This window comes from Maribacter arcticus (genome assembly GCF_900167935.1).
GTDB lineage: Bacteria > Bacteroidota > Bacteroidia > Flavobacteriales > Flavobacteriaceae > Maribacter > Maribacter arcticus.
Window position 1 is genome coordinate 53695 of sequence record NZ_FUYL01000005.1, and the last position, 21732, is coordinate 75426.

Annotated in this window: 20 protein-coding genes; 16 read left to right on the plus strand and 4 right to left on the minus strand. The window is 35.2% G+C overall.

What is annotated here, in order from left to right; genetic code table 11:
- Window positions 1-27: 27 nt before the first annotated feature.
- From B5X55_RS09070 to B5X55_RS09080, 3 genes are read right to left on the minus strand one after another with little or no spacing between them, the layout of a single operon-like run.
- On the minus strand, window positions 28-1452 hold the full coding sequence (locus B5X55_RS09070; RefSeq protein ID WP_079512309.1) for a SusD/RagB family nutrient-binding outer membrane lipoprotein: 1425 nt from the start codon (window positions 1450-1452) through the stop codon (window positions 28-30).
- A 10-nt stretch (window positions 1453-1462) separates the two neighbouring features.
- Complete coding sequence (locus B5X55_RS09075) at window positions 1463-4666, minus strand: SusC/RagA family TonB-linked outer membrane protein (protein WP_079512310.1); 3204 nt, start codon at window positions 4664-4666, stop codon at window positions 1463-1465.
- A gap of 27 nt (window positions 4667-4693) precedes the next feature.
- Window positions 4694-5410 (minus strand): TIGR04282 family arsenosugar biosynthesis glycosyltransferase, encoded by a 717-nt coding sequence (locus B5X55_RS09080; protein WP_079512311.1) that lies wholly within the window; start codon window positions 5408-5410, stop codon window positions 4694-4696.
- Window positions 5411-5768: 358 nt separating this feature from the next.
- On the opposite strand from B5X55_RS09080, the gene B5X55_RS09085 reads away from it, so the two are divergent.
- Both B5X55_RS09085 and B5X55_RS09090 read left to right on the plus strand, forming a co-directional pair.
- Window positions 5769-7283: a Do family serine endopeptidase gene (locus tag B5X55_RS09085; RefSeq protein WP_079512312.1), complete on the plus strand. Its 1515-nt coding sequence runs from the start codon at window positions 5769-5771 to the stop codon at window positions 7281-7283.
- A gap of 78 nt (window positions 7284-7361) precedes the next feature.
- A complete protein-coding gene (locus B5X55_RS09090) occupies window positions 7362-8129 on the plus strand; it encodes a patatin-like phospholipase family protein (RefSeq protein ID WP_079512313.1) in 768 nt (255 codons plus the stop codon).
- Between the two features lie 72 nt (window positions 8130-8201).
- Here B5X55_RS09090 and B5X55_RS09095 read toward each other — a convergent pair whose 3' ends face one another.
- Complete coding sequence (locus tag B5X55_RS09095) at window positions 8202-9251, minus strand: ferredoxin--NADP reductase (protein ID WP_079512314.1); 1050 nt, start codon at window positions 9249-9251, stop codon at window positions 8202-8204.
- Between the two features lie 294 nt (window positions 9252-9545).
- On the opposite strand from B5X55_RS09095, the gene B5X55_RS09100 reads away from it, so the two are divergent.
- From B5X55_RS09100 to atpA, 14 genes are all read left to right on the plus strand, one after another.
- A complete protein-coding gene (locus B5X55_RS09100) occupies window positions 9546-9884 on the plus strand; it encodes a PadR family transcriptional regulator (protein WP_079512517.1) in 339 nt (112 codons plus the stop codon).
- A gap of 10 nt (window positions 9885-9894) precedes the next feature.
- The gene (locus B5X55_RS09105; protein ID WP_079512315.1) at window positions 9895-10416 is read left to right on the plus strand and encodes a hypothetical protein; all 522 of its coding nucleotides are present in this window, start codon (window positions 9895-9897) and stop codon (window positions 10414-10416) included.
- A gap of 136 nt (window positions 10417-10552) precedes the next feature.
- Window positions 10553-11272, plus strand: coding sequence for a hypothetical protein (locus tag B5X55_RS09110; protein WP_079512316.1), 720 nt, complete (start codon window positions 10553-10555; stop codon window positions 11270-11272).
- A 51-nt stretch (window positions 11273-11323) separates the two neighbouring features.
- On the plus strand, window positions 11324-12793 hold the full coding sequence (locus B5X55_RS09115) for a DUF5687 family protein (RefSeq protein ID WP_079512317.1): 1470 nt from the start codon (window positions 11324-11326) through the stop codon (window positions 12791-12793).
- Between the two features lie 53 nt (window positions 12794-12846).
- Complete coding sequence (locus B5X55_RS09120; protein WP_079512318.1) at window positions 12847-13542, plus strand: ABC transporter ATP-binding protein; 696 nt, start codon at window positions 12847-12849, stop codon at window positions 13540-13542.
- 322 nt (window positions 13543-13864) lie between these two features.
- Window positions 13865-16420: a type IX secretion system periplasmic lipoprotein PorW/SprE gene (gene porW, locus B5X55_RS09125; RefSeq protein WP_079512319.1), complete on the plus strand. Its 2556-nt coding sequence runs from the start codon at window positions 13865-13867 to the stop codon at window positions 16418-16420.
- A gap of 3 nt (window positions 16421-16423) precedes the next feature.
- Window positions 16424-16849: a bactofilin family protein gene (locus B5X55_RS09130; RefSeq protein WP_079512320.1), complete on the plus strand. Its 426-nt coding sequence runs from the start codon at window positions 16424-16426 to the stop codon at window positions 16847-16849.
- A complete protein-coding gene (locus B5X55_RS09135) occupies window positions 16827-17054 on the plus strand; it encodes an AtpZ/AtpI family protein (RefSeq protein WP_079512321.1) in 228 nt (75 codons plus the stop codon). Before B5X55_RS09130 ends, B5X55_RS09135 begins: the two co-directional genes overlap by 23 nt.
- 6 nt (window positions 17055-17060) lie before the next feature.
- Complete coding sequence (locus B5X55_RS19280) at window positions 17061-17459, plus strand: DUF6168 family protein (RefSeq protein ID WP_339666548.1); 399 nt, start codon at window positions 17061-17063, stop codon at window positions 17457-17459.
- 81 nt (window positions 17460-17540) lie between these two features.
- The gene (gene atpB / locus B5X55_RS09145) at window positions 17541-18716 is read left to right on the plus strand and encodes a F0F1 ATP synthase subunit A (RefSeq protein ID WP_079512323.1); all 1176 of its coding nucleotides are present in this window, start codon (window positions 17541-17543) and stop codon (window positions 18714-18716) included.
- Between the two features lie 39 nt (window positions 18717-18755).
- Window positions 18756-18944 carry an ATP synthase F0 subunit C gene (gene atpE / locus B5X55_RS09150; RefSeq protein ID WP_013993139.1) on the plus strand — a complete coding sequence of 63 codons (189 nt, stop codon included), beginning with the start codon at window positions 18756-18758 and terminating at the stop codon, window positions 18942-18944.
- Window positions 18945-19033: 89 nt separating this feature from the next.
- Window positions 19034-19534 (plus strand): F0F1 ATP synthase subunit B, encoded by a 501-nt coding sequence (locus B5X55_RS09155; protein WP_079512324.1) that lies wholly within the window; start codon window positions 19034-19036, stop codon window positions 19532-19534.
- A gap of 8 nt (window positions 19535-19542) precedes the next feature.
- On the plus strand, window positions 19543-20082 hold the full coding sequence (gene atpH, locus B5X55_RS09160; RefSeq protein WP_079512325.1) for an ATP synthase F1 subunit delta: 540 nt from the start codon (window positions 19543-19545) through the stop codon (window positions 20080-20082).
- A gap of 60 nt (window positions 20083-20142) precedes the next feature.
- On the plus strand, window positions 20143-21723 hold the full coding sequence (gene atpA, locus B5X55_RS09165; RefSeq protein WP_079512326.1) for a F0F1 ATP synthase subunit alpha: 1581 nt from the start codon (window positions 20143-20145) through the stop codon (window positions 21721-21723).
- Window positions 21724-21732 lie beyond the last annotated feature (9 nt).

The window sequence follows — 21732 nt, forward strand, 5'->3', positions numbered from 1 at the left end:
TCCAAACTCCAAACTCCAAACTCCAAACTATTCATCCCACCAAACATTAACATTAATACTGTTTCCATCAGTTTTGCTTGCCGCAGCTGCATAATTGATACTATTCAGCGCTTCTTCTTCCGCCGGATAAGGCATGCGAACAGGAATTAAATTATCATTTAAACTAGCCGAGATTGTTTTCAGTTGTGGAAAGCCGGTTCTTCTATATTCCACCCAACCTTCATAACCATTAATCGTATTGGCAATCCATTTTTGAGTAATAATATTTTCTAATGGATTACCGTTGGCTAAAGCTCCTTCAGTATTTAAATAATCCACAGGTAATTCTACTTGCCAATAGGCGAATGCCTGTGTTACACCGGTGTTATATAACATTTCAGTATCAGCTGTAATAAACCCTTTTTGAGCTGCTTCAGCCAATAAAAAATGAGTTTCCATACTGGTCATGAAATTAGCGTCTAAAAGTCCCGTATTTTCCCTGAAAATTGTACCGAGCAATGAATAGTCTGCTAAAGAAACTCCTGCAGATGCATCTATACCATTTAATAAACCATTAAAACCAGCATCTGTACTATTACCGAAAGAGCGGTAAAGTCTGCCAATACGTGGGTCATTTAATCCTGTTAGTATTTCATCCATCGTTTCAGACAAAACATAATTATTAAAATCTCCTATTCGAAGTCTGGCAAGCCTAAAGTTATTGGGTTCTCCATCCGTAAAATTGAAAATGGCATTTTCCGAATTTTCATTTATAAAATTTCCTTCGGATACAATAGCCTGTAATTGAGCAGTAACATCGACTTTTGTTGAAATACGCATGAGGTATTTTATTTTCAGTGAATTTGCAAAACGTATCCAACCTGCTAAATCTCCATTAAATAAAATATCGCCTTTTAACGAAATAGTACCTGAGTAATTTTCCATTGCGGCAATTCCTTGGTCAAGATTATCTAGTATTCCACCAGCATCCATATAAATGGATTCTTGGGTATCATAAACAGGTGTTACGGTAGCAATATCTCCTTTAAAGGCTTCTGAATAGGGTACATCTCCGAATAAATCAGTTAAACCTGCAGCCATATAGGCTTTCATTATTCGTGCGGGACCTTCATACACCGTAAACGCTGTATTCTCTTGAGAGAGATTTAATATAATTTCATTGTCCCGAAGATTTTGATAGAAAATTGGCCATGGATTTCCCCCTAATTGCGGAGATTTCAAGTTATGTCTATCGAATAGGTTAAAATCTAGCGCGGTACTGTATTGTCCTAATAAATTACCAGCGGTAAAACCTTCATATGACATTTGTTCGCCATAGTCGTAAATGACCTGTCTAAGCAATAGGCTAGGTTGCACGTTAACAGGTGCATTTGAGTTTGTATTTATTTCTTCGAAATCATTCGTACAGCTAATGAAGAACAATACGATTAATATGCTATATATATGTTTCATGGTGTTCTTCTTAAAAATTAAATCCGGCTTTAAACCCTATATTTCTTGTCGTAGCATACGACATGTCTTCAACTCCGCTAATAAAGCCATTACCTTGAACTGCTAATTGCTCTGGGTCGAAATGCGGATTTTCAGTAATAGCAAATAGATTTTTACCTATTAAGGATAAATTTAACGTAGCATCTTGTTTGAATATGCTGAGGTTATCGAATGTATAGCCAATAGATAATTGACGCAGTTTTAGAAAAGAAGCATCATATGTATTGTTTTCTTCGTGGTTTCTATCATAAAACTGACGGTAATAACTTTCTGCCGAAACAGCAACTGTATTGGGAGTGTACACAGGATTTGCTTCTGTACCTGTATTTACAACACCTTCGGGTACAATACCAGTTTCTGGTCTAAAAGCGGTTTCTGCCAATTGACCACCAACATTACCTAATGCTTTAGTTCTCGAAACAATTATACCACCTTGTCGCCAATCGAAAAGGAAGCCTAAATTCCAATTTTTGTAATTGAATTGGTTATTGAAACCCAGCATAAAATCTGGATTGTAATTACCCAATTTCTGAAGGTCATTGTCGGGAATATAACTACCCGTATCCGTTAAGATAAAATCGCCATTTTCGTTTTTAAGATAGCCAGTGCCATATAAATCACCAACGCGGCCACCTTCTTCAACTTGAAAAAATACCGTTTGGTTTTGACTGTCGTAAATTCTCGAATATGCCAATGTTAATCGGCCATCTTCTTGTGGTAAGCTTTCTACTGTAGAGCGATTAGTGCTAAAATTCAAAGTGCTGTTCCATTTTAGATTTTGACTAATAACAGGTGAAACGCCTAATATCACTTCTAAACCTTTAGAGCGAACTTCCCCACCATTTACTACTTGTTGTATGTAACCAGATGAGATACCTATCGGTAATGAAATTATCTGGTCTTTGGTCAACGCATTATAATACGATACATCAAAACGTAATTGATCACCGAATAACCGAATATCTGCACCTACTTCAAATGATGAGGTACGTTCTGGCTGTAAATCAGGATTTGCTATTATGTCTGAATTACTAAATGTAGGTTGACCGTTAAATGGTGTTTGTGCTATAAAAGCACTTGTAGTTTGATACGAATTTGTATCATTACCAACCTGCGCCCAACTTGCTCTTAGTTTTGCAAAGGATATGGTCTTTGGTAAATCAATAACTTCCGATAGGATAAAACTGCTGGATACCGATGGATAAAAGAATGAGGTATTGTCCACTGAAAAAGGAGTAGCAAGAGCACTAGACCAATCATTACGACCGGTTACATCTAAGAAAAGAAAATCTTTATAACCAAACTTCGCCAATCCATAAAAACTATTGATTCGCTTGTTCGATTCAAATTCAAATACTTCAATTGGTGATGCTGCATTGGACAATCTAAAAATACCTGGCTGTGCCAAACTTGTAGTTTGTGATTGTGAGGTAGATGCTTTTTGGTCCAATCTATTTCCGCCAAGAGAAACGTCAACACTAATATCATTAAATTGATTGGTATAACTTAATAAAAAGTCGGTGTTCACTTCTCTAAAGAAAACATCATGTTCTGCGTAGCCGCCATTTCTAAAACGATTAGAGCTATAGGCTCTGCGTAATTGACGTTGTTCATTTGAATAGTCCATACCAGTCCTTATAGAGGCTGTAATATGGTCGGTAATTTCATAACTGGCCGATATATTACCAAACACTCTATCTCGATTAAACGAGTTTCTGTTCTCAAGTAGAATGAAATATGGATTGTCGAAAAAGGTATAGTTATAAGAATACTGTTGTACACCTTCTAAACCAGGCTGCCAATAGTTTTTTAGATTATGAATATTTAACGAACGAGGACCCCATGCAACTAAGGAGTAGTTTGCGTTTTCAGAACCATATCCATTTGATGGGCGGTTATCACTTTTTGAATTTACGTAACTGATAGATGAGTTGATGCGTAGTTTCTCAATGGGCTGAAAATTTAATCTAGTTCCAATGGTCTGTCGGTCTAAATTCACACCAGGAATTATAGACTCGCTTCGTAAATCGGTAAATGAAAGTCGGTAGTTTCCCTTATCAAATCCCGATGCAATCGAAATATTGTTGATTAGCGTAGTTCCGGTTTCATAGAAATCCTTCAGGTTATCAGGATTTGACCTAAACGCTGTCGGAGAAATTGGAATTCCGCTGTAAAGAGCAGTATCTCCACCACGAACGGTGGTGCCATCCGCTAATGTTACCGGACTATCATACTGCGGCACTAAATTGTTAACATCTAAACGTGGGCCCCAACTATAGGTAATCAAATCATTTGTTCCTCCGCCTAATCCATCGACAAAAGCGAACGCCCCAGCATTACCTTGTCCGTATTCATTTTGAAATTCGGGAAGTTTAAAAGCTGAATCGACAAAGAAACTGGTATGGTAACTAATTCCTAATCCTTTGGTGTTTTTACCGCTTTTCGTTTCAATTATAATAACACCGTTAGATGCCCTGGTACCGTATAAAGCAGCAGCACTAGGTCCTTTTAGCACTGAAACTTCGGCAATATCATCAGGATTCACTTCCATAGCTCCGTTTCCAAAATCAATCTCTTGAAAACCGGCAGCGGCTTCATTGGTAAAATTGAAAACCGAATTATTGTTAATAGGTACACCATCAACAATAAATAAAGGATTGTTGTTAGAGAAAGAAGCTTCTCCTCTTATGGTGATTTTTGAGGAGGACCCTACTCCTGTGGCGCCTTGATTAATAGTAACTCCGGCTAACTTACCAGAAAGGTTGTCTAAAAAGTTTACTGACTTTACTTCGGTAATGCCTTCAGCATCTAAGCTTTGAACGACATAACCCAATTCTTTAGTTTCTCTTTTAAGTCCTAACGCGGTTAATACGACTTCATCAAGTACTTCGGTTGATTCTTCAAGGGTAATGTTTATACTCCGATTATTATTTATAGGAACTACCATGGTTTGATATCCTAAAACAGAAAATTCTAGAGCCCCTAAAAGGTTAGGAATATTTAAAGAATATATTCCAGCTTCATTGGTGATGGTTCCTGTTGACGTACCCGAAAGAATGATATTAACGTAGGGAATAGTATTTCCTTCCGTACCTGTAACAATACCAGTGATCGTTTCTTGAGCATTGACCATGGTTAGCATAAACATAGTCAACACCATAAAAATGTGTTTCATAAATAGCTTTTGAACTGAGTTTTACATTTACCCTATTATTGGGTAAGGTGGGTAATAGACAAATGAAATCTCAGGAGAGCCTTTATTATAAAAACATCTGTTAGACAACAGATTTATGAAGTTGTATTTTTTATGAAAAAGCCCAAGTTTTACTCTTAGCAGGCCAATAATTAGAAGTAGTATGGAAGTAGATAAGGTTTTTGAAAATAACAATAAAGACCGTAAATCTTTTTCATTATCAACATCTTGTAGAACGGGTAGTTTTATTAATTCAGAAGATTCAGACTGTAACCATGTAGAAATATGGCTATATAAACTATACCGCTGCCATGGTAACTTTTCGAATTTCGAAACATCAAAATTATTTTTTTGTAAACCAAGCAAGTAAAATCCACCATCAACCGAAGGGCCAATTATGGTTTTACCTAATGCCAATTGTTTCGCTGTTTTTTTAAGATGTTGTGTCTTTAAATGAGGAGTGTCATTACCAATTGTGATGATATTATCAAATCCTTTTTCAAAAACAGTAGCTATAGCGTTGGTAAATCGTTCACCAAAATTAGAACCTACTTGGTCTTTATCTGTAAAATGAAATGTGGGTAATCCTGTTTTTTTTGCTTTTAGAAGCGTGTTTTGAGTCAGCTTATCGAATAATTCTTCACTATTGGGAATAGACTTATTTGCCAATTCTTCCTTCGCGGAATTGGCAAATACCAAAATTGCAGTTGTGTGCAGTGTATTCAATTAAATTATCTTTCTCATTAATAAACTTACGTAAAAATATTGCAAAGGTTTTTTTTGTTTAACAAATATCCAAAACTTCTTACTTTAAGTCAAAATGTCAGTTTTAGACTAGTCAGTCGGTTTTTAAGGTTCAAAATGTGATATTAAACATCAATTTCAGGCATAAACAAACACTTAAATCTGTCCATAAGCACCTTTTTAGCTAATTTACTAGCGAGATTTTTACGTTGCAGACTAGTTAGTCTAAAAAAATCCTTAAAATTTCAACCAAATTTAGATAATTATTAGCATTTGCTTAACTAGCAGTGGCACAGCTATTGCTACTAGACTGTTAGAAGAATTTAATAAAATATTAATTATGAAATCAGACACAAATACAAAAAGTGCTTGGAAGATTTACTTCTTCTCAGCCATTATTGCCCTAGTAGTAAGTTATGGGGTTATTGAATTTAATAAACAAACGACAAAAGATGCTGTTGGGGTAACGGTTGTTGATTCTGTTCACGGTAGTCATGTACTTTATACTGCAGACAATGAGGGCAATATTAAGCCATTAGATTTTACAGAAACTTCTGAAAAGGTTTTAGATGCGGTAGTGCATATTAAGTCCACTCAAAATGGTACGTCTTATGGAAACCAAGGGGCCCGCGAGTTACCTGACCCATTTAAGGAATATTTTGGTGATATGTTTAAAGGGCAATCTCCAGAAGATATGCAGTCACGACCAAGGGTTGGCACTGGTTCTGGTGTCATTATTAATGATAAAGGGTATATCGTGACCAACAATCATGTTATTGCCAATGCAGATGAAGTCGAAGTAACTCTTTATAATAACCAGTCTTATAAAGCAACGGTTATAGGTACAGATCCAACAACAGATTTAGCACTGTTGCAGATTAAAGCCGATAATCTAAAAACAATGGCCTTGGTAAATTCTGATGATGTTGAAGTAGGAGAATGGGTGTTGGCAGTTGGTAATCCGTTAGGATTGAATTCTACGGTCACTGCGGGTATCGTTAGTGCTAAGGCCAGAAGTATCCATATCAATACAGACAAGTTTGCGGTTGAAAGTTTCATACAGACCGATGCTGCCATTAATCCTGGTAATAGCGGTGGTGCCTTAGTAAATCTTGATGGTAATTTAGTTGGAATCAATACAGCCATTGCTAGTACAACTGGAACTTATACCGGATATGGTTTTGCCGTACCTAGTAATATCGTTACCAAAGTGGTCGAAGATTTGTTAAAATATGGTAATGTACAACGTGGTATGTTGGGGGTTACTATTAGAACAATGGATGGTAATTTGGCTAAAGAGAAGGATGTGGCGTTTACCAAAGGAGTTTGGGTAGAACAAGTAGGTGAAGATAGTGGTGCAGATATGGCAGGTATTGAATCTGGCGATATCATTGTTAGTGTAAATGGAAAAGAAACAGGGACTTCACCAAGACTTCAAGAAATCATTGCGGGTAAAAGACCTGGTGATAAAGTTGCCATCATTGTTAATAGAAATGGTAAGGAGAAAGAGCTAGAGGTTGAACTTAAAAATTCTGAGGGTGGTACGAGTATCATTAAAAAGGAAGAGAATGAAGTTTTTAACCTTTTAGGTGCTGATTTTGAAAACGTGAACAAAGAACTAGCTAAAAAATTCGGGCTAGACGGCGGTGTTCAGGTGACAAAACTATATCCTGGAAAAATTAAAAAGGAAACCCAAATGCAAGAAGGTTTTATCATCACACATATAGATGGTAAACGGGTTAAGGATATTGAAGATGTAGCGTCTATTCTTGAAGGTAAAAAAGGCGGAGTCATGATAGAAGGTATCTACGAAGATGGTACTAAATATTATTATGCCTTCGGATTGGATTCATAGTCCTTGATTATACTTAATTTTATGCCGTGCAGATATTATTATTGGCACGGCATTTTTTTTGAAATCAATTCTAGATAGATGCAAACACGTTCAAAGTCCATAGGTTTAGTGCTTTCAGGTGGTGGAGTGCGCGGTATGGCGCATATAGGAGTAATAAAAGCGATGCAAGAGTTTGGCCTTGAAGCAACAGTTGTGGCAGGTAGTAGTGTGGGTGCTTTAGTAGGTGCATTATATTCAGCGGATAAGCCAATTGAAGACATGCTTCATTTTTTCAAGGATACACCCTTGTTCAAATACAATTATTTTGCTGTTGCTAAACCTGGCCTCATAAATACCGAACGGTTTATAAGTGCGTTTCAGCAATATTTTCCTGAAGATAGTTTTGAAGCTTTAAAGAAAGACCTACATGTAGTAGCTACAAATTTAGAGCAGGGGGAAGAGGTTTTTATTAATAAAGGGGAGTTGATTAGACCTTTGTTGGCATCGGCTGCATTACCACCGGTATTCAGCCCTATAGAATATAACGGAGCATTACATGCGGATGGAGGAATAATGAACAATTTTCCATCAGAACCAATTTTGAGTAGGGTCGAATATGTAATTGGTAGTAACGTTTCTTTAGTTTCTAAATTAGAGAAAAAACACCTCAATAATTCCTTTCAACTAACAGGTAGAGTTACGGGACTCATGATTTACGCCATCAACAGGGAGAAAATCAATAATTGTAACTTGATTATTGAACCTCAAGAATTGGAAAATATAGGTATTTTGGACCGTAGAGGTATAGAAAAGGCTTATGCCATTGGGTATGAAACGGCAGTTAGAACATTCGAAAAAGTTCTATAAAACCAATCAGGTACTGTTTAAATTCTAAAACCGATAAATTACCAAGATGGTTATCCTTTTACATGCGGCAATTTATACATCATCATAATCAACTTTTAAAGTAGGTGTTGTAGGATGCGCTTGGCAAGTAAGAATGAATCCGTCCGCTATTTCCTTATCCGTTAAAATCTGATTCATCACCATTTCTGCTTTTCCTTCAGTTACTTTGGCAATACAACTGCTACAAACACCACCTTGACATGAATACGGAGCATCAATGTTTTCTTTTAATACAGCGTCTAACACCAAGGACTTTTTATCCATTGTAAATTGAAATTCTTCGTCATCTAAAACAACAGTTATAGCGGTAGATCCTTCTGCTTGAATAGGAAGTTCTTCTTTAATTTCGGTTGGGGTAAAAAGTTCAAAATGAATCTTGTTCTTGTCAATACCATTATCTAAAAGGGTGTCTTGAACGGTGTTGATCATCGCTTCTGGGCCACATAGGTAGTAAGCATCAAAATCAACGTTTTTATGTTTGTTCTTTAAGGCATAATTAACGATTGAGGTATCAATACGGCCAAACAGAGCTTTGTCTTCGCGGGTTTGGCTATTGGTAAAGTAAACAAAAAACCGATTGGAATATTCTAATTCTAATTTCACTAAATCAGTATAGAACATAGTTTCTTCATACGATTTATTACCATAAACAAGCACAAATTTATTTTTGGTGTTATTATCCAAAACCTTTTTTACAATGCTCATTATCGGGGTAATACCACTGCCTGCCGCAAATGCTGCTACATTCTGAACTTCGTTAGTAGGATTATAGGTAAAACGCCCTTCGGGTTCCATTACTTCAAGTACATCACCAACTTGTAATTTATTATTGGCGTAGTTGGAAAATCCTCCTTTATCTACCATTTTAATACCAATAGTAATTCCATCTTTTTCTGGTGAGGAACTAATAGAATATGCTCTCCTTAATTCTTTACCCTTTATTTCTTTTTTGATGGTGATATATTGACCGGCCGTAAAAGCAAAGGTCTGTGCCAAATCTTTTGGGATAGCGAAAGTTACCGCTACTGAAGTTGGCGTTAATTTTTTAATATTCTTTACCGTTAGTGGGTGAAAATGCGACATATGATCTTTTCTTTAAATCGAGTACAAAATTAAGCATTGATTTTGCTAAATAATATGACATTGATCAAAAAATATAAATCACTATGTTTTTGTTTGACTGTTCAGTTTAAAAAACCCTTAACTTTTTTTCTGAAAATTTACATAAGAAATTGTCCATCATTTAATTTCTTAGAAATCAAGCTGTTTAAGAAAATTTAATACCTAAAAATCTTATGCATAAGAAAATTATGTATATTTAACAAGAAGCTTCGTTGTTAGTTGTGGCGGAGTAGCGTACAAAACGAAGACAAGGTAATGGCGAATTCAAAACTATATAAAGGAAGTTTAAATACCATCATACTTAAATTGTTAGATGAAGGTGGTAGAATGTATGGTTATGAGATTACACAAAAAGTAAAGGAAATAACAAAGGGTGAATTAAAGATTACGGAAGGAGCATTATATCCTGCATTACATAAACTTGAGGCTGAAGGGTTATTAGTTGTTGAAGTTGCAAAGGTAGATAATAGACTTCGTAAATATTATAAACTAACAGAGCAGGGAGTGAAGGAAAAAACAAATCGCTTGGTTGAATTAGAAGATTTTATTCGAAATATGGAGCAACTCGTGAATCCTAAATGGACTATTAACTAAAAATTGTTGCATGAAATTAGGACAAAATCAATTAGATGTTATAGAGAATTATCTTAACTGGAAGGAATTAGTTCAGGTAGATTTGAAGAACGAAGTATTAGATCACATGGCTAATTCTATTGAAGATAGAATGGAGGAAGATGAGGTCTCTTTTTCAATGGCATTTAAAGACGTTGTCGTAATATGGGAGAAAGAACTTTCAAATTATTCAAGTCCGTTAATAGGTTTATTATTTTCTGGCCCAAAAATGTTGATTTATAAGTGTGCAAAAGAGCTTAAACGAATATATTTACGAACAGGGGTAATCGCTTTGTTAATAACCATTTTGTTTACTATACTATCTAGAAAATTTGATAATACCCTATTTTTAGAATTTTCTCGAAACTTATTCGGGTATGCTTATTTTTTGGCTATTGGCATTATAGTCATACTTCATTTTGCAATAAGAAGAACAAAAACAAAAAGTTCATTTAGTTATCTTTTTAAAACACAAGCTGTTGGCTTTGGTTTTTTTTACATAATCCACTTTTAACTGATATGTTTGGTGTGTTTAAAAGTGGCGAATATGATTTTGTTGGATTTCTCGCGTATTCTATTATGTTGGTTTTTTCTTTTTCTTTCTTCCCCCTTTATAAAGCGCATTTAAAAGTATTTAATACTATTAATGCATGAAACTATCACAAGACCAAATACAAGAACTATACAAGTTTACTAGGGCTCATTATGTTGAGCATTATGACCTGCAAACCGAGCTGGTGGATCACCTTGCGAACGGCATCGAACAGCAGTGGGCACACTCCCCAAAACTTAGTTTTGATGAAGCCAAACAAATGGAGTTTAAAAAATTTGGTGTTTTTGGGTTTATGGATGTAGTAGCCGAACGGCAAAAGGCAATGGGTAAAAAATACCGTAAGATTATCTGGCGATTTTTTAAAGAATGGTTTCAGTTGCCAAAAATTCTTATAATGTTTTTAGTCATAGTTATTATTTCGGTTTTGCTTTACAATAGTACAGATGAGGAATGGAAACAAGGAATTGTCTTGGGATTGTCCTCGGTGTTGGCTTTAGGAGCTTTAGGATATTTTTTTATAACAAGAAAGAATCGAGAACTTGATATGATTAAAGGTGGAAAAAAGTGGATGTTAGGTGAAATGATTTTTCAATTTGGTGGTATTACACTGCTAAGTAATTTCTCTTTGCAACTTGGTTTGTCAACCATACATGCTGAAGGTTTTATCTTAAATAATATATGGTTTGATGTTTCCTTTGCCATAGTTTGGACTTCTGTTGCTTTAGTAAGTTATGTAGCCATGTTCGTAATCCCCTCCAAAGGTGAAGAATTACTGGCAGAAACCTATCCAGAATATAAAATCACACAAAATCTGTAACAAATACCAGTTTTCCTTACCAATACGCTGAACACTAAAACCAACCACCCTATGTTCAAACAATTTACTTCGTTACAATGGAAGTCTTTTTTTAGATCTTCCAACCTGGGCAAAAGTCTTGGTATAAAGATCCTGATGGGATTCTTTGGTGTCTACATGCTAGTATCCCTTGCAGGTTTAGGGGCGGGAATGTATTTTATCCTTAGGAAAATTTTTCCGGATCAAAGTCCCATGTGGAGTATTAGTCAATATTTCATTTACTGGGTTCTAATTGAATTATTTCTAAGGTATTTTATGCAAAAATTACCAGTGATGGATATTAAACCATTCTTGACCACACCAGTAAAGAAAAGCACTATTGCCCATTATATATTGGGTAGATCAGCAGCATCAATTTATAATTTGTTGACCCTCTTTTTTATAATTCCTTTTGCTATTGTGCTTCTTTTTAATAGTTACCCTGGGTTAAATGTATTGCTTTGGGTTGTAGCGGTTATGGCAATTGTTCTTTGTATCAATTACTTGAATCTTTTAATTAATAAGAACGAAAAAGCACTAATTGGTATAGCAAGTATTTTAATCATTGGTTATGGATTAGATTATTTTGGCATTTTCTCTATTAAGGAATTACTAGCTCCTGTTTTCCATGCACTTTATGCGTATCCGATAACAGTACTCATACCAATTGTTTTAGCTTTCGGTATATACTATATCAACTATAAATTTCTAAAGGATAAAATTTATTTGGATGCGAAATTAAAATCTAAAAAAGTAGAAGCCAATACTTCTGATTTAGCCTGGACAAAGCGCTTTGGAGAAATGGGTTCGTTTTTGCAGCTCGATTTAAAAATGATTTGGAGAAACAAACGTACTAAATCACAGGTCTTTATTTCTTTACTTTTTGTCTTTTATGGATTAATATTTTACACCGTAGATGTGTATAGCAGCATGGTGCCCATGAAGGCCTTTGTAGGTATTTTTATGACAGGTATTTTCTTAAGTAATTTTGGTCAATTTATACCAGCATGGGATAGTAGTTATTATAGTATGATGATGTCTCAGAACATACCTATGCGTAAGTATTTAGAGTCAAAAGTAATCTTAATTTCCGTTAGTGTAGTCTTTATGTTCCTGTTGACTATACCCTATGTATACTTCGGTTGGGAAGCTTTAGCTATAAATTTTGGCTGTGCGCTGTATAATTTAGGAGTAAATATACCGGTCATTTTATATTTCGGTTCCTTCAATAAAAAACGAATAGAATTAGATCAAAGTCCGTTTGGTAATATGCAAGGTACTAGCGCTACACAATTTCTAATTATGCTTCCGGTTCTTGTGGTTCCAATAATCTTATTCTCCATATTTTATTACGTATTTAATATACAAGTAGCAGTAATTGTACTTTCCGTTTTAGGAGTTATCGGTTTTGCCATGAAGAATTACTTGTTGAACTTAATTACAGAACAATACAAAAGAAAAAAATACGGAATGATTGCTGGCTTTAAGGAAAAGGCAAGTTAAAAGGGTAGTACAGTACTAGTTCTTTTTATAATTACAAATTCGAATATTCAGATATGATTACAATAGAAAATTTATCAAAAAAATACGGTTCACAAATAGTTTTAAATATTGGAGAATTATCAATCCCTACGGGGCAAAGTTTCGGTTTAGTAGGTAATAATGGTGCGGGTAAAACTACCCTTTTTAGTCTTCTACTCGATTTAATTCAGCCTACAACGGGTCATATCATTAATAATGATGTTCAAGTGAACACTAGTGAAGAGTGGAAACCTTTTACGTCATCGTTTATTGATGAAACTTTTTTAATAGGGTATTTAACCCCCGAAGAGTATTTCTACTTCATTGGCGACTTACGTGGGCAAAACAAAGCAGATGTTGATGCATTACTGTCTGAATATCAAGATTTTTTTCATGGCGAGATTTTAGGGCAGAAGAAGTACCTAAGAGACTTATCTAAAGGAAATCAAAAGAAAGCGGGTATTGTTGCATCGTTTATAGGAAACCCGAAAGTGGTTATTTTAGATGAACCTTTCGCCAATTTAGATCCAACTACGCAAATACGTTTAAAACAGATAATAAAGGAGTTGGCAGAAAAGAAAGATGTTACTGTATTGGTTTCTAGCCACGACCTAATTCATGTTACCGAAGTATGTGAACGTATTGTAGTTTTAAATAAGGGAGAAGTGGTAAAAGATATTCAAACATCGACCGAAACATTAAAAGAATTAGAGGTCTTCTTTGCAGGATAGCGGCATTGAATGGTAAAATGTCAATGTAGTACATCGACAAATCACTTTTTTGTTCAAAAAATCAAAAAACCGACCATATGGTCGGTTTTTTAGTAATGTAAAGTCTTTAAAAGACGATGAACTTTTAATCGTATCGATTATCGGATAAAATTTGAATAAATCACGTTGGTTTTGAATTGAAACAAACTACCTAGTCGGTTTTTGTGTAATGTGAAAGCCAGCTCAAGTGTATAATACTTGAAAATAAAAATACGTTTTACCGATGAACCGTATAATAATATGGCTGTTTTTAAGTTAAACATACATACGTAGATCATCTATTTTGAACCTTAGAAAAAAACTTATTTTATCCGGTGTTTTGGCAACCATGCTCTTTAATGCATGTTCAACCAAAAAAGATGCCTTAATAAATCGCAAATGGCACGCATTAAATACCAAATACAACACCTTGTATAATGGTAATATCGCATTTGAAGAAGGCCGTAACACTTTAAATGATACCTATCAAGATGACTACTTTGAAGTTTTGCCAGTAGAACGTTTAGCCGTAAGTGGTGAAATAAAACTTGATTCAGAAGACAACAATCCTAATTTTCTTATTGCTGAAGAGAAAGCGACAAAAGCAATTCAGAGGCATAGTATGGATATTAAGGATGAAGAGCGAAACCCTGAAATAGACGAAGCTTTTTTATTGTTGGGTAAAGCACGTTATTTTGACGAGCGCTATATTCCTGCATTAGAATCTTTTAATTACATACTAAATAAGTACTCTGAAAGCGATAAACTTAACGAAGCCAATATTTGGCGAGAAAAAGTGAACATTCGTTTAGAAAATGAAGATTTAGCGATTAAGAATCTTAAGCGCTTAATGAAGTTTGAGCAATTGAAAGATCAAGAGTATGCCGATGCAAGAGCGATGATGGCGCAAGCATTTATAAATCTTAATGCACCCGATACAGCAGTGCAAAATCTTAAAATTGCATCGCATTACACCAAAAAGAATCCCGAAAAGGGAAGGTATTATTATATCATAGGGCAACTTTATAACCAATTAGGCTATAAAGACAGCGCTAATTACGCTTTTGATAAAGTCATTGATTTAAACAGGAAATCGCCAAGAGTCTATATGATCAATGCCGAGATTCAAAAATTAAGAAACACCAAAATATCAAACGAGAATAAGGAAGAGGTTTTAGAGTATTTGACTGAAATGGAATTGAATAGGGAGAACAGACCTTTTTTAGATAATATTTTCAGACAGCTGGCAGAGTTTCATTTAGAACAAGAATCTGATAGTTTGGCGTTGCTATATTTTAATAAATCGCTTAGGGCTACACAGAATAAACCAAAACTGAATGCTCTCAACTATGAAAATTTGGCTGAGTATAATTTTGATGAAAGTATTTATAAGGCTGCAGGAGGCTATTATGATAGCGTGCTTACGAATCTTGATGATAACTCGAAGAAATACAGGTCTATTAAAAGGAAGCTCGATAACCTAGAAGATGTAATAAAATACGAAGATATAGTTCAGTATGCCGATAGTGTCATAACACTGTATAATATGCCTAAGGAAAAGCAATTGGCTTATTTTGGAAAGCATATTGAAAACTTACAAAAAGAGAAAGAAGCAGCCGAGAAGAAAGAGAAAGATAGAATTACTGATGGTTTCGTCGCCTTTAATAAAAGCAAGGGCGGAAAGGAAAATAAAGGAAAGTTCTATTTTTATAACATTACTAGTTTAGGCTACGGACAAAACGATTTTAAGAACAAGTGGGGAAATCGAGAGCTGACAGATGATTGGCGTTGGTCAGACAAATCTAGAGTAAATGTTAAAGATGACATTGCTCAAAACACCACTAGTATTACCGATAGTTTAAGTACGATAAGTGACGATGAGAAATTTTCTCTTGAATATTATATGGATCGTTTACCAACTGATGTAGCGGTAATCGATAGCCTAAAAACAGAACGTAATTTTGCTAATTATCAATTAGGATTGATTTATAAAGAGAAGTTCAACGAAAATTTATTGGCAGCTGGTAAACTAGAAGATGTTTTAGCATCCAATGCCGAAGAAAGATTAATTCTACCTTCTAAATACAATCTGTATAAGATTTATGAAGAGGTCGACAGTCCGTTAATGAATGCGATGAAGAATGATATCATAACAAATCATTCAGATTCTAGATATGCTGAAATTTTATTGAATCCGCAAGCGGTGTTGGCCGATAATTCTGATAGTCCAGAAAAGCGATATGAAAATTTATTCAAAAAATTTAAGGAGCAGGAATTTTTACAAGTGATTACTGGTGCTGAGGAGAACATCAACAGATTTACTGGAGATCCAATAGTGCCTAAGTTTGAAATGTTGAAAGCGAATGCCATTGGAAGGCTGCAAGGTTTCGAGCTGTTTAAAGAAGCTCTTAATTATGTCGCGTTAACGTACCCGAATAATCCCGAAGGTAAAAAGGCAGAACAAATGGTAGCGGAGCAGTTGCCAAAATTAGAACCTAAAGAATTTTCACCAGAGACGGATTCGAAGGGAACGTCTAACTGGAAAGTAGTTTTTCCGTTTAAGAGAAGTAATAACCAAAAGGCTTTAAAATTGATGGAATTGTTAGTGAAGTCCATCGAAGATCTTCGTTACAAAAATATTGTATCAAAAGATATTTACAATCTTGAAGATCAATTTGTGGTAGTACATGGCTTTAAATCTAAAGATTTTGCACTTGGCTATGCCGAGCTTCTAAAAAACAATAAGGATTACCGAGTTGCTGATGAGAATTTTGTAGTTTTATCCGAGAACTATAAGATTATACAGGTACATAAGAATATAATCGATTATAGAAATACGCTTTTAACCCCAAAACCGTGAACAATGTTTTCAGACAGACAAAAACCTAAGGCTATGAATGAAATAGGAGGGCAACCCAACAGAATTGAAAAGAATACTAAGATAAAAGGAGATATCATTTCCGAAGCAGATTTTCGTATCGACGGTAAGCTAGATGGTAATGTAAAAACATCTGGTAAAGTTGTTATAGGTAAAGACGGCTACATACATGGTAAAGTAGAATGTGTGAATGCTGATATTGAAGGTAGCTTTAATGGTGAGCTTTTAGTAACTGACTTATTATCTTTAAAAGCATCTGCAGTTATAGAGGGTACAGTAACAGTTAGTAAATTGGCTGTTGAACCAGGCGCAACCTTCAACGCTGCATGTACAATGGGCGGGAAGAAAGGCTCGGGTAACAACGCAGGCTTTAAATCAGCAAACAGCAATGATACCGCAAAAGCCTCGTGAAAATAAGTCCGAACTTTTAAGAACAGCTGCAAGCTTATCTGGTATTGCTATTCAAATGGGTGCTACAATGTTTTTGGGCAATCTTTTAGGAGAATGGCTAGATGTAAAATTCGAAAAAACATATTTAGAAGACACGGTTACATTACTTGCCGTATTTTTGTCCATATACTTGGTCATTAAAAAAGTAATGACCTTAAATAAATAGGGTCAATTGCTTAAAAATATTCTCATAATAATAGTCGTGTTCCTTTTCGTGGGCACGACTTCTTATTTTTTACATCCTTTTCTTTTAGTAGAAGAGCATCAATTTTTTGTACCATTACTTAAGAAAGCATATCTATTTCATTTTAGTTTTTCTCTGATTTTAATACTAGCGTTCATTATTCTTGCTCGATACGATAAGTATTTTGTGCAATTAGGATTTATATATATGGGACTGTTGGTTTTTAAGATTGTGGTTTTCGCAGCCCTTTTTTATCCACAACTTTTAGGAGAGAATTTGTTATCTAGTTTTTATAGGTCTTCCCTATTAATTCCTGTTATTGTATTTTTGCCGCTTGAAGTGATTTTCATTTCAAAAATAATGCGAGGCAAAAAAGCTAAAATTTAAAGCTCTAAATTTGCGCAGATTAGGTTAATAATAATTACTTTTGCGCAAAATTTCAAGAGCTAATTTTTTGAAAAAGAAATAATGAAGAAAGTTTTAGAAACATTGAAAACGGCAACACTACTTTTCGTACTATGTTTTTCCTTACAAGGATTTGCATCTTCTGATGAGGATCAAAACCTTGAGGTAGATACTAAAGATGAGGTAGATGCGTATATTCAGCATCACATTAAAGATGCTCATGACTTTCATTTGTTTTCGTATACCTCTAACGGTGAGCGTAAACATGTTGGTTTTCCATTACCTGTAATTGTATGGTCTAGTAATGGTCTTGCAACATTTATGTCTTCTGCTTTTCATCATGATGATGATGGTAAGGTGGTTGTTGAACGAAATGGTTCAAGTTTTGTAAAATTTCATAGTAAGATTTACGAATTAAATGCAGGTGCTTCTCAAGTTGAATTCGACGAAACGCATCACGCGACCAACGCAGATAAAGTTTTAGATTTTTCTATTACAAAAAGTGTCTTTGGTATTTTATTAATTGGTCTGTTTATGTTGATTGCATTTTCTTCGTTGGCAAGACAGTATAAAAATAAAAGTATTCCAACAGGTTTTGGTAGAGTTTTAGAGCCACTAGTACTTTATGTAAGGGATGAAATTGCGCGTCCAAATATTGGCGAAAAAAGATATCGTCAATTCACAGGTTACTTATTGACCGTATTCTTTTTTATCTGGATTTTGAACTTATTAGGTCTTACACCTTTCGGTTTTAATGTTACTGGCCAGATAGCTGTAACGGCGGCTTTGGCAATCTTTACCTTGGTTATATACACTTTTAGTGGAAATAAAGATTATTGGATGCACATATTATGGATGCCAGGTGTACCGGTTCTAATCAGACCAGTATTGGCAGTCATTGAATTGGCAGGAGCATTGGTCATCAAGCCATTCTCATTGTTAGTGCGTTTGTTTGCAAACATTTCAGCAGGGCATATTGTTGTGATGAGTTTAATTGCTATTATGTTTACATTAAAAAAGAGTTTAGGTGTTGTTGGTGCAACGGGTCTTTCTTTAGTATTATCATTTTTCATCACTTTAATAGAAGTTTTGGTAGCTTTTTTACAGGCATATATTTTCACTATGCTTTCAGCACTATTTATAGGTATGGCAGTGGCAGAACATGATCACGATCATGAGCACGATACACATGGTCATGATGTGCCAGACGCGGAAGATGTAAGAGGAGATTTTATTTAACGAGAGTTTTTTTAATTTAATTATATAAATCAGTTTACTATGTACAATTTAATTGGAGCAGGTTTAATCGTAATCGGAGCAGGTATTGGACTCGGTCAAATCGGTGGTAAGGCAATGGAAGGTATTGCTCGTCAGCCAGAAGCGACAGGAAAAATTCAAACTGCGATGATTATTATCGCTGCACTTTTGGAAGGTTTGGCATTCGGTGCCTTGTTCTTAGGAAAATAGGAACACAAAGACCAAAGAACATTCTCCTGCAACGGTTGGTTGCAGGAAGTGTTTTTTAATTTTTGATTTAGTATTTAAAAAAATAAGATATGGAGATTTTAATTAACGATTTTTCACCGGGTTTATTTGTTGTAATGACAATTTTATTTTTAGGATTGATTTTTCTAATGGTAAAATTTGCTTGGAAACCTATTTTAAGTTCTCTTGACGAAAGAGAGTCAGGTATTAAAGATGCATTGGCTGCTGCTGAGAAAGCTCGTACCGATATGCAAAATTTACAGGCTGACAATGAAAAAATGCTTCAAGAGGCACGTGCTGAGCGTGAGTCTATGTTAAAAGAAGCACGTGAAATCAAAGAAAAAATGATTTCAGATTCTAAAGAACTAGCTAAAGTAGAAGGGGATAAAATGTTAAAGCAGGCGCAAGTGGCAATAGAAAGCGAAAAGAAAGCGGCTGTTGCAGATATTAAAAACCAAGTTGCAGAATTGTCTGTTGCCATTGCTGAGAAGGTTATAAAGGAAGAGTTGTCCAATAGCGAAAAGCAATTGAAGTTAGTAGATTCATTGTTGAGCGATTTAAAACTTAACTAAGAAATATAATGAGCGAATCAAGAGCAGCATTACGTTACGCAAAGGCAATATTAGATATGGCCAAGGAAAAGAAAGCCTTGACTGCTGTTGAGAAAGATATGCGTTCAATCGCAGCTACTATTTCCGATAGTAAAGAGTTGAGAGATGTTCTTGCTAGCCCTGTAGTATCTGGTAGTTCTAAAAGGAATGCATTAGCAGAAATCTTTAAGGGTAGCGATGCTATAACAGAGGGTTCAATTAGCATGTTAGTGGATAACAAGCGTATTGGAATGCTTAATGAAGTAGCATTAAAATATATTATACTTAATGAGCAATTGAAAGGAAAAGGCGTAGCTTACGTGACTACTGCAGTACCTTTAAATGCTGAAATGGAAAAAAAGGTTTTAAAGCAAGTTGCTAATATTACTGGTGACGAAGTAACCATTGAGAATAAAATTGATGAAAGTATCATAGGTGGATTCATTTTAAGAATAGGTGACTTACAATATGATGCAAGTATCGTTAATAAGCTAAATAATATTAAAAGAGAATTTTCGAATAGTCTATAATAACTATATAAGGCTTCAGATGTTTACATCTATCGCCTAATATCTTATATCTAATTAAAAATGGCAGGAGTAAAAGCCGCTGAAGTATCAGCAATTTTAAAGAAACAATTATCAGGATTTGATGCTACCGCAACTTTAGACGAAGTAGGTACTGTTTTACAGGTAGGTGATGGTATCGCAAGAGTCTACGGACTGGCAAATGCCCAATATGGGGAATTAGTTGAGTTTGACGGCGGACTTGAAGGTATCGTTTTGAACCTTGAAGAAGATAACGTTGGTGTGGTTCTTTTAGGACCTTCTAAATCAGTTGGTGAAGGCGATACTGTTAAACGTACGCAACGAATTGCATCTATTAAAGTTGGTGAAGGAATTGTTGGTCGTGTGGTTGATACTTTAGGTACGCCAATAGACGGCAAGGGGCCTATCTCTGGTGAAACTTATGAAATGCCATTGGAGCGTAAAGCACCAGGGGTTATTTATAGAGAGCCTGTAACAGAGCCAATGCAAACGGGTATTAAAGCTATTGATGCTATGATTCCAGTGGGTAGAGGACAAAGAGAATTGGTGATTGGTGACCGCCAAACTGGTAAGACTACAGTTTGTATCGATACCATTTTAAATCAAAAAGAATTTTACGATGCAGGTGAGCCTGTTTATTGTATATATGTAGCAATTGGTCAGAAAGCCTCTACGGTAGCTGGTATTGCTCAAGTATTGGAAGATAAAGGAGCTATGGCCTATACTACAATTGTAGCGGCTAATGCATCTGACCCTGCACCAATGCAAGTATATGCACCTTTTGCAGGTGCTTCTATCGGGGAGTATTTCCGTGATACTGGTCGTCCAGCATTAATTATATATGATGATTTGTCAAAACAAGCGGTTGCATATCGTGAGGTGTCTCTTTTGTTAAGAAGACCACCAGGACGTGAGGCTTATCCAGGTGACGTTTTCTACCTACACTCTAGATTGTTAGAACGTGCGGCAAAAGTGATTAATAATGATGCAATTGCTAGAGAAATGAACGATTTGCCAGAGGTGTTAAAGCCAATGGTAAAAGGTGGAGGTTCATTAACTGCATTACCTATTATTGAAACGCAAGCGGGTGACGTTTCTGCTTATATCCCAACTAACGTAATTTCTATTACTGATGGTCAGATATTCTTAGAGCAAGATTTATTCAACCAAGGGGTAAGACCAGCGATTAACGTAGGTATTTCTGTATCTCGTGTTGGTGGTAACGCACAGATTAAATCAATGAAGAAAGTTGCAGGTACGTTGAAATTAGATCAAGCACAGTTCCGTGAATTAGAAGCGTTCGCAAAATTTGGTTCAGATTTAGATGCTGCTACGTTGAATGTTATTGAAAAAGGACGTAGAAACGTTGAAATATTAAAGCAAGCTCAAAACGATCCTTTTACTGTTGAAGATCAGGTTGCAATTATCTATGCAGGTTCTAAAAACTTGTTAAGAGATGTGCCAGTAGAGAAAGTAAAAGAATTCGAACGTGATTATTTAGAATTTCTTAATGCGAAGCATAGAGATGTTTTAGACACGTTGAAGGCTGGTAAACTTACAGACGAGGTTACTGATACTTTAACTGCGGTATGTAAAGATCTTTCTGCTAAATATAAAAAATAAACTAGTACA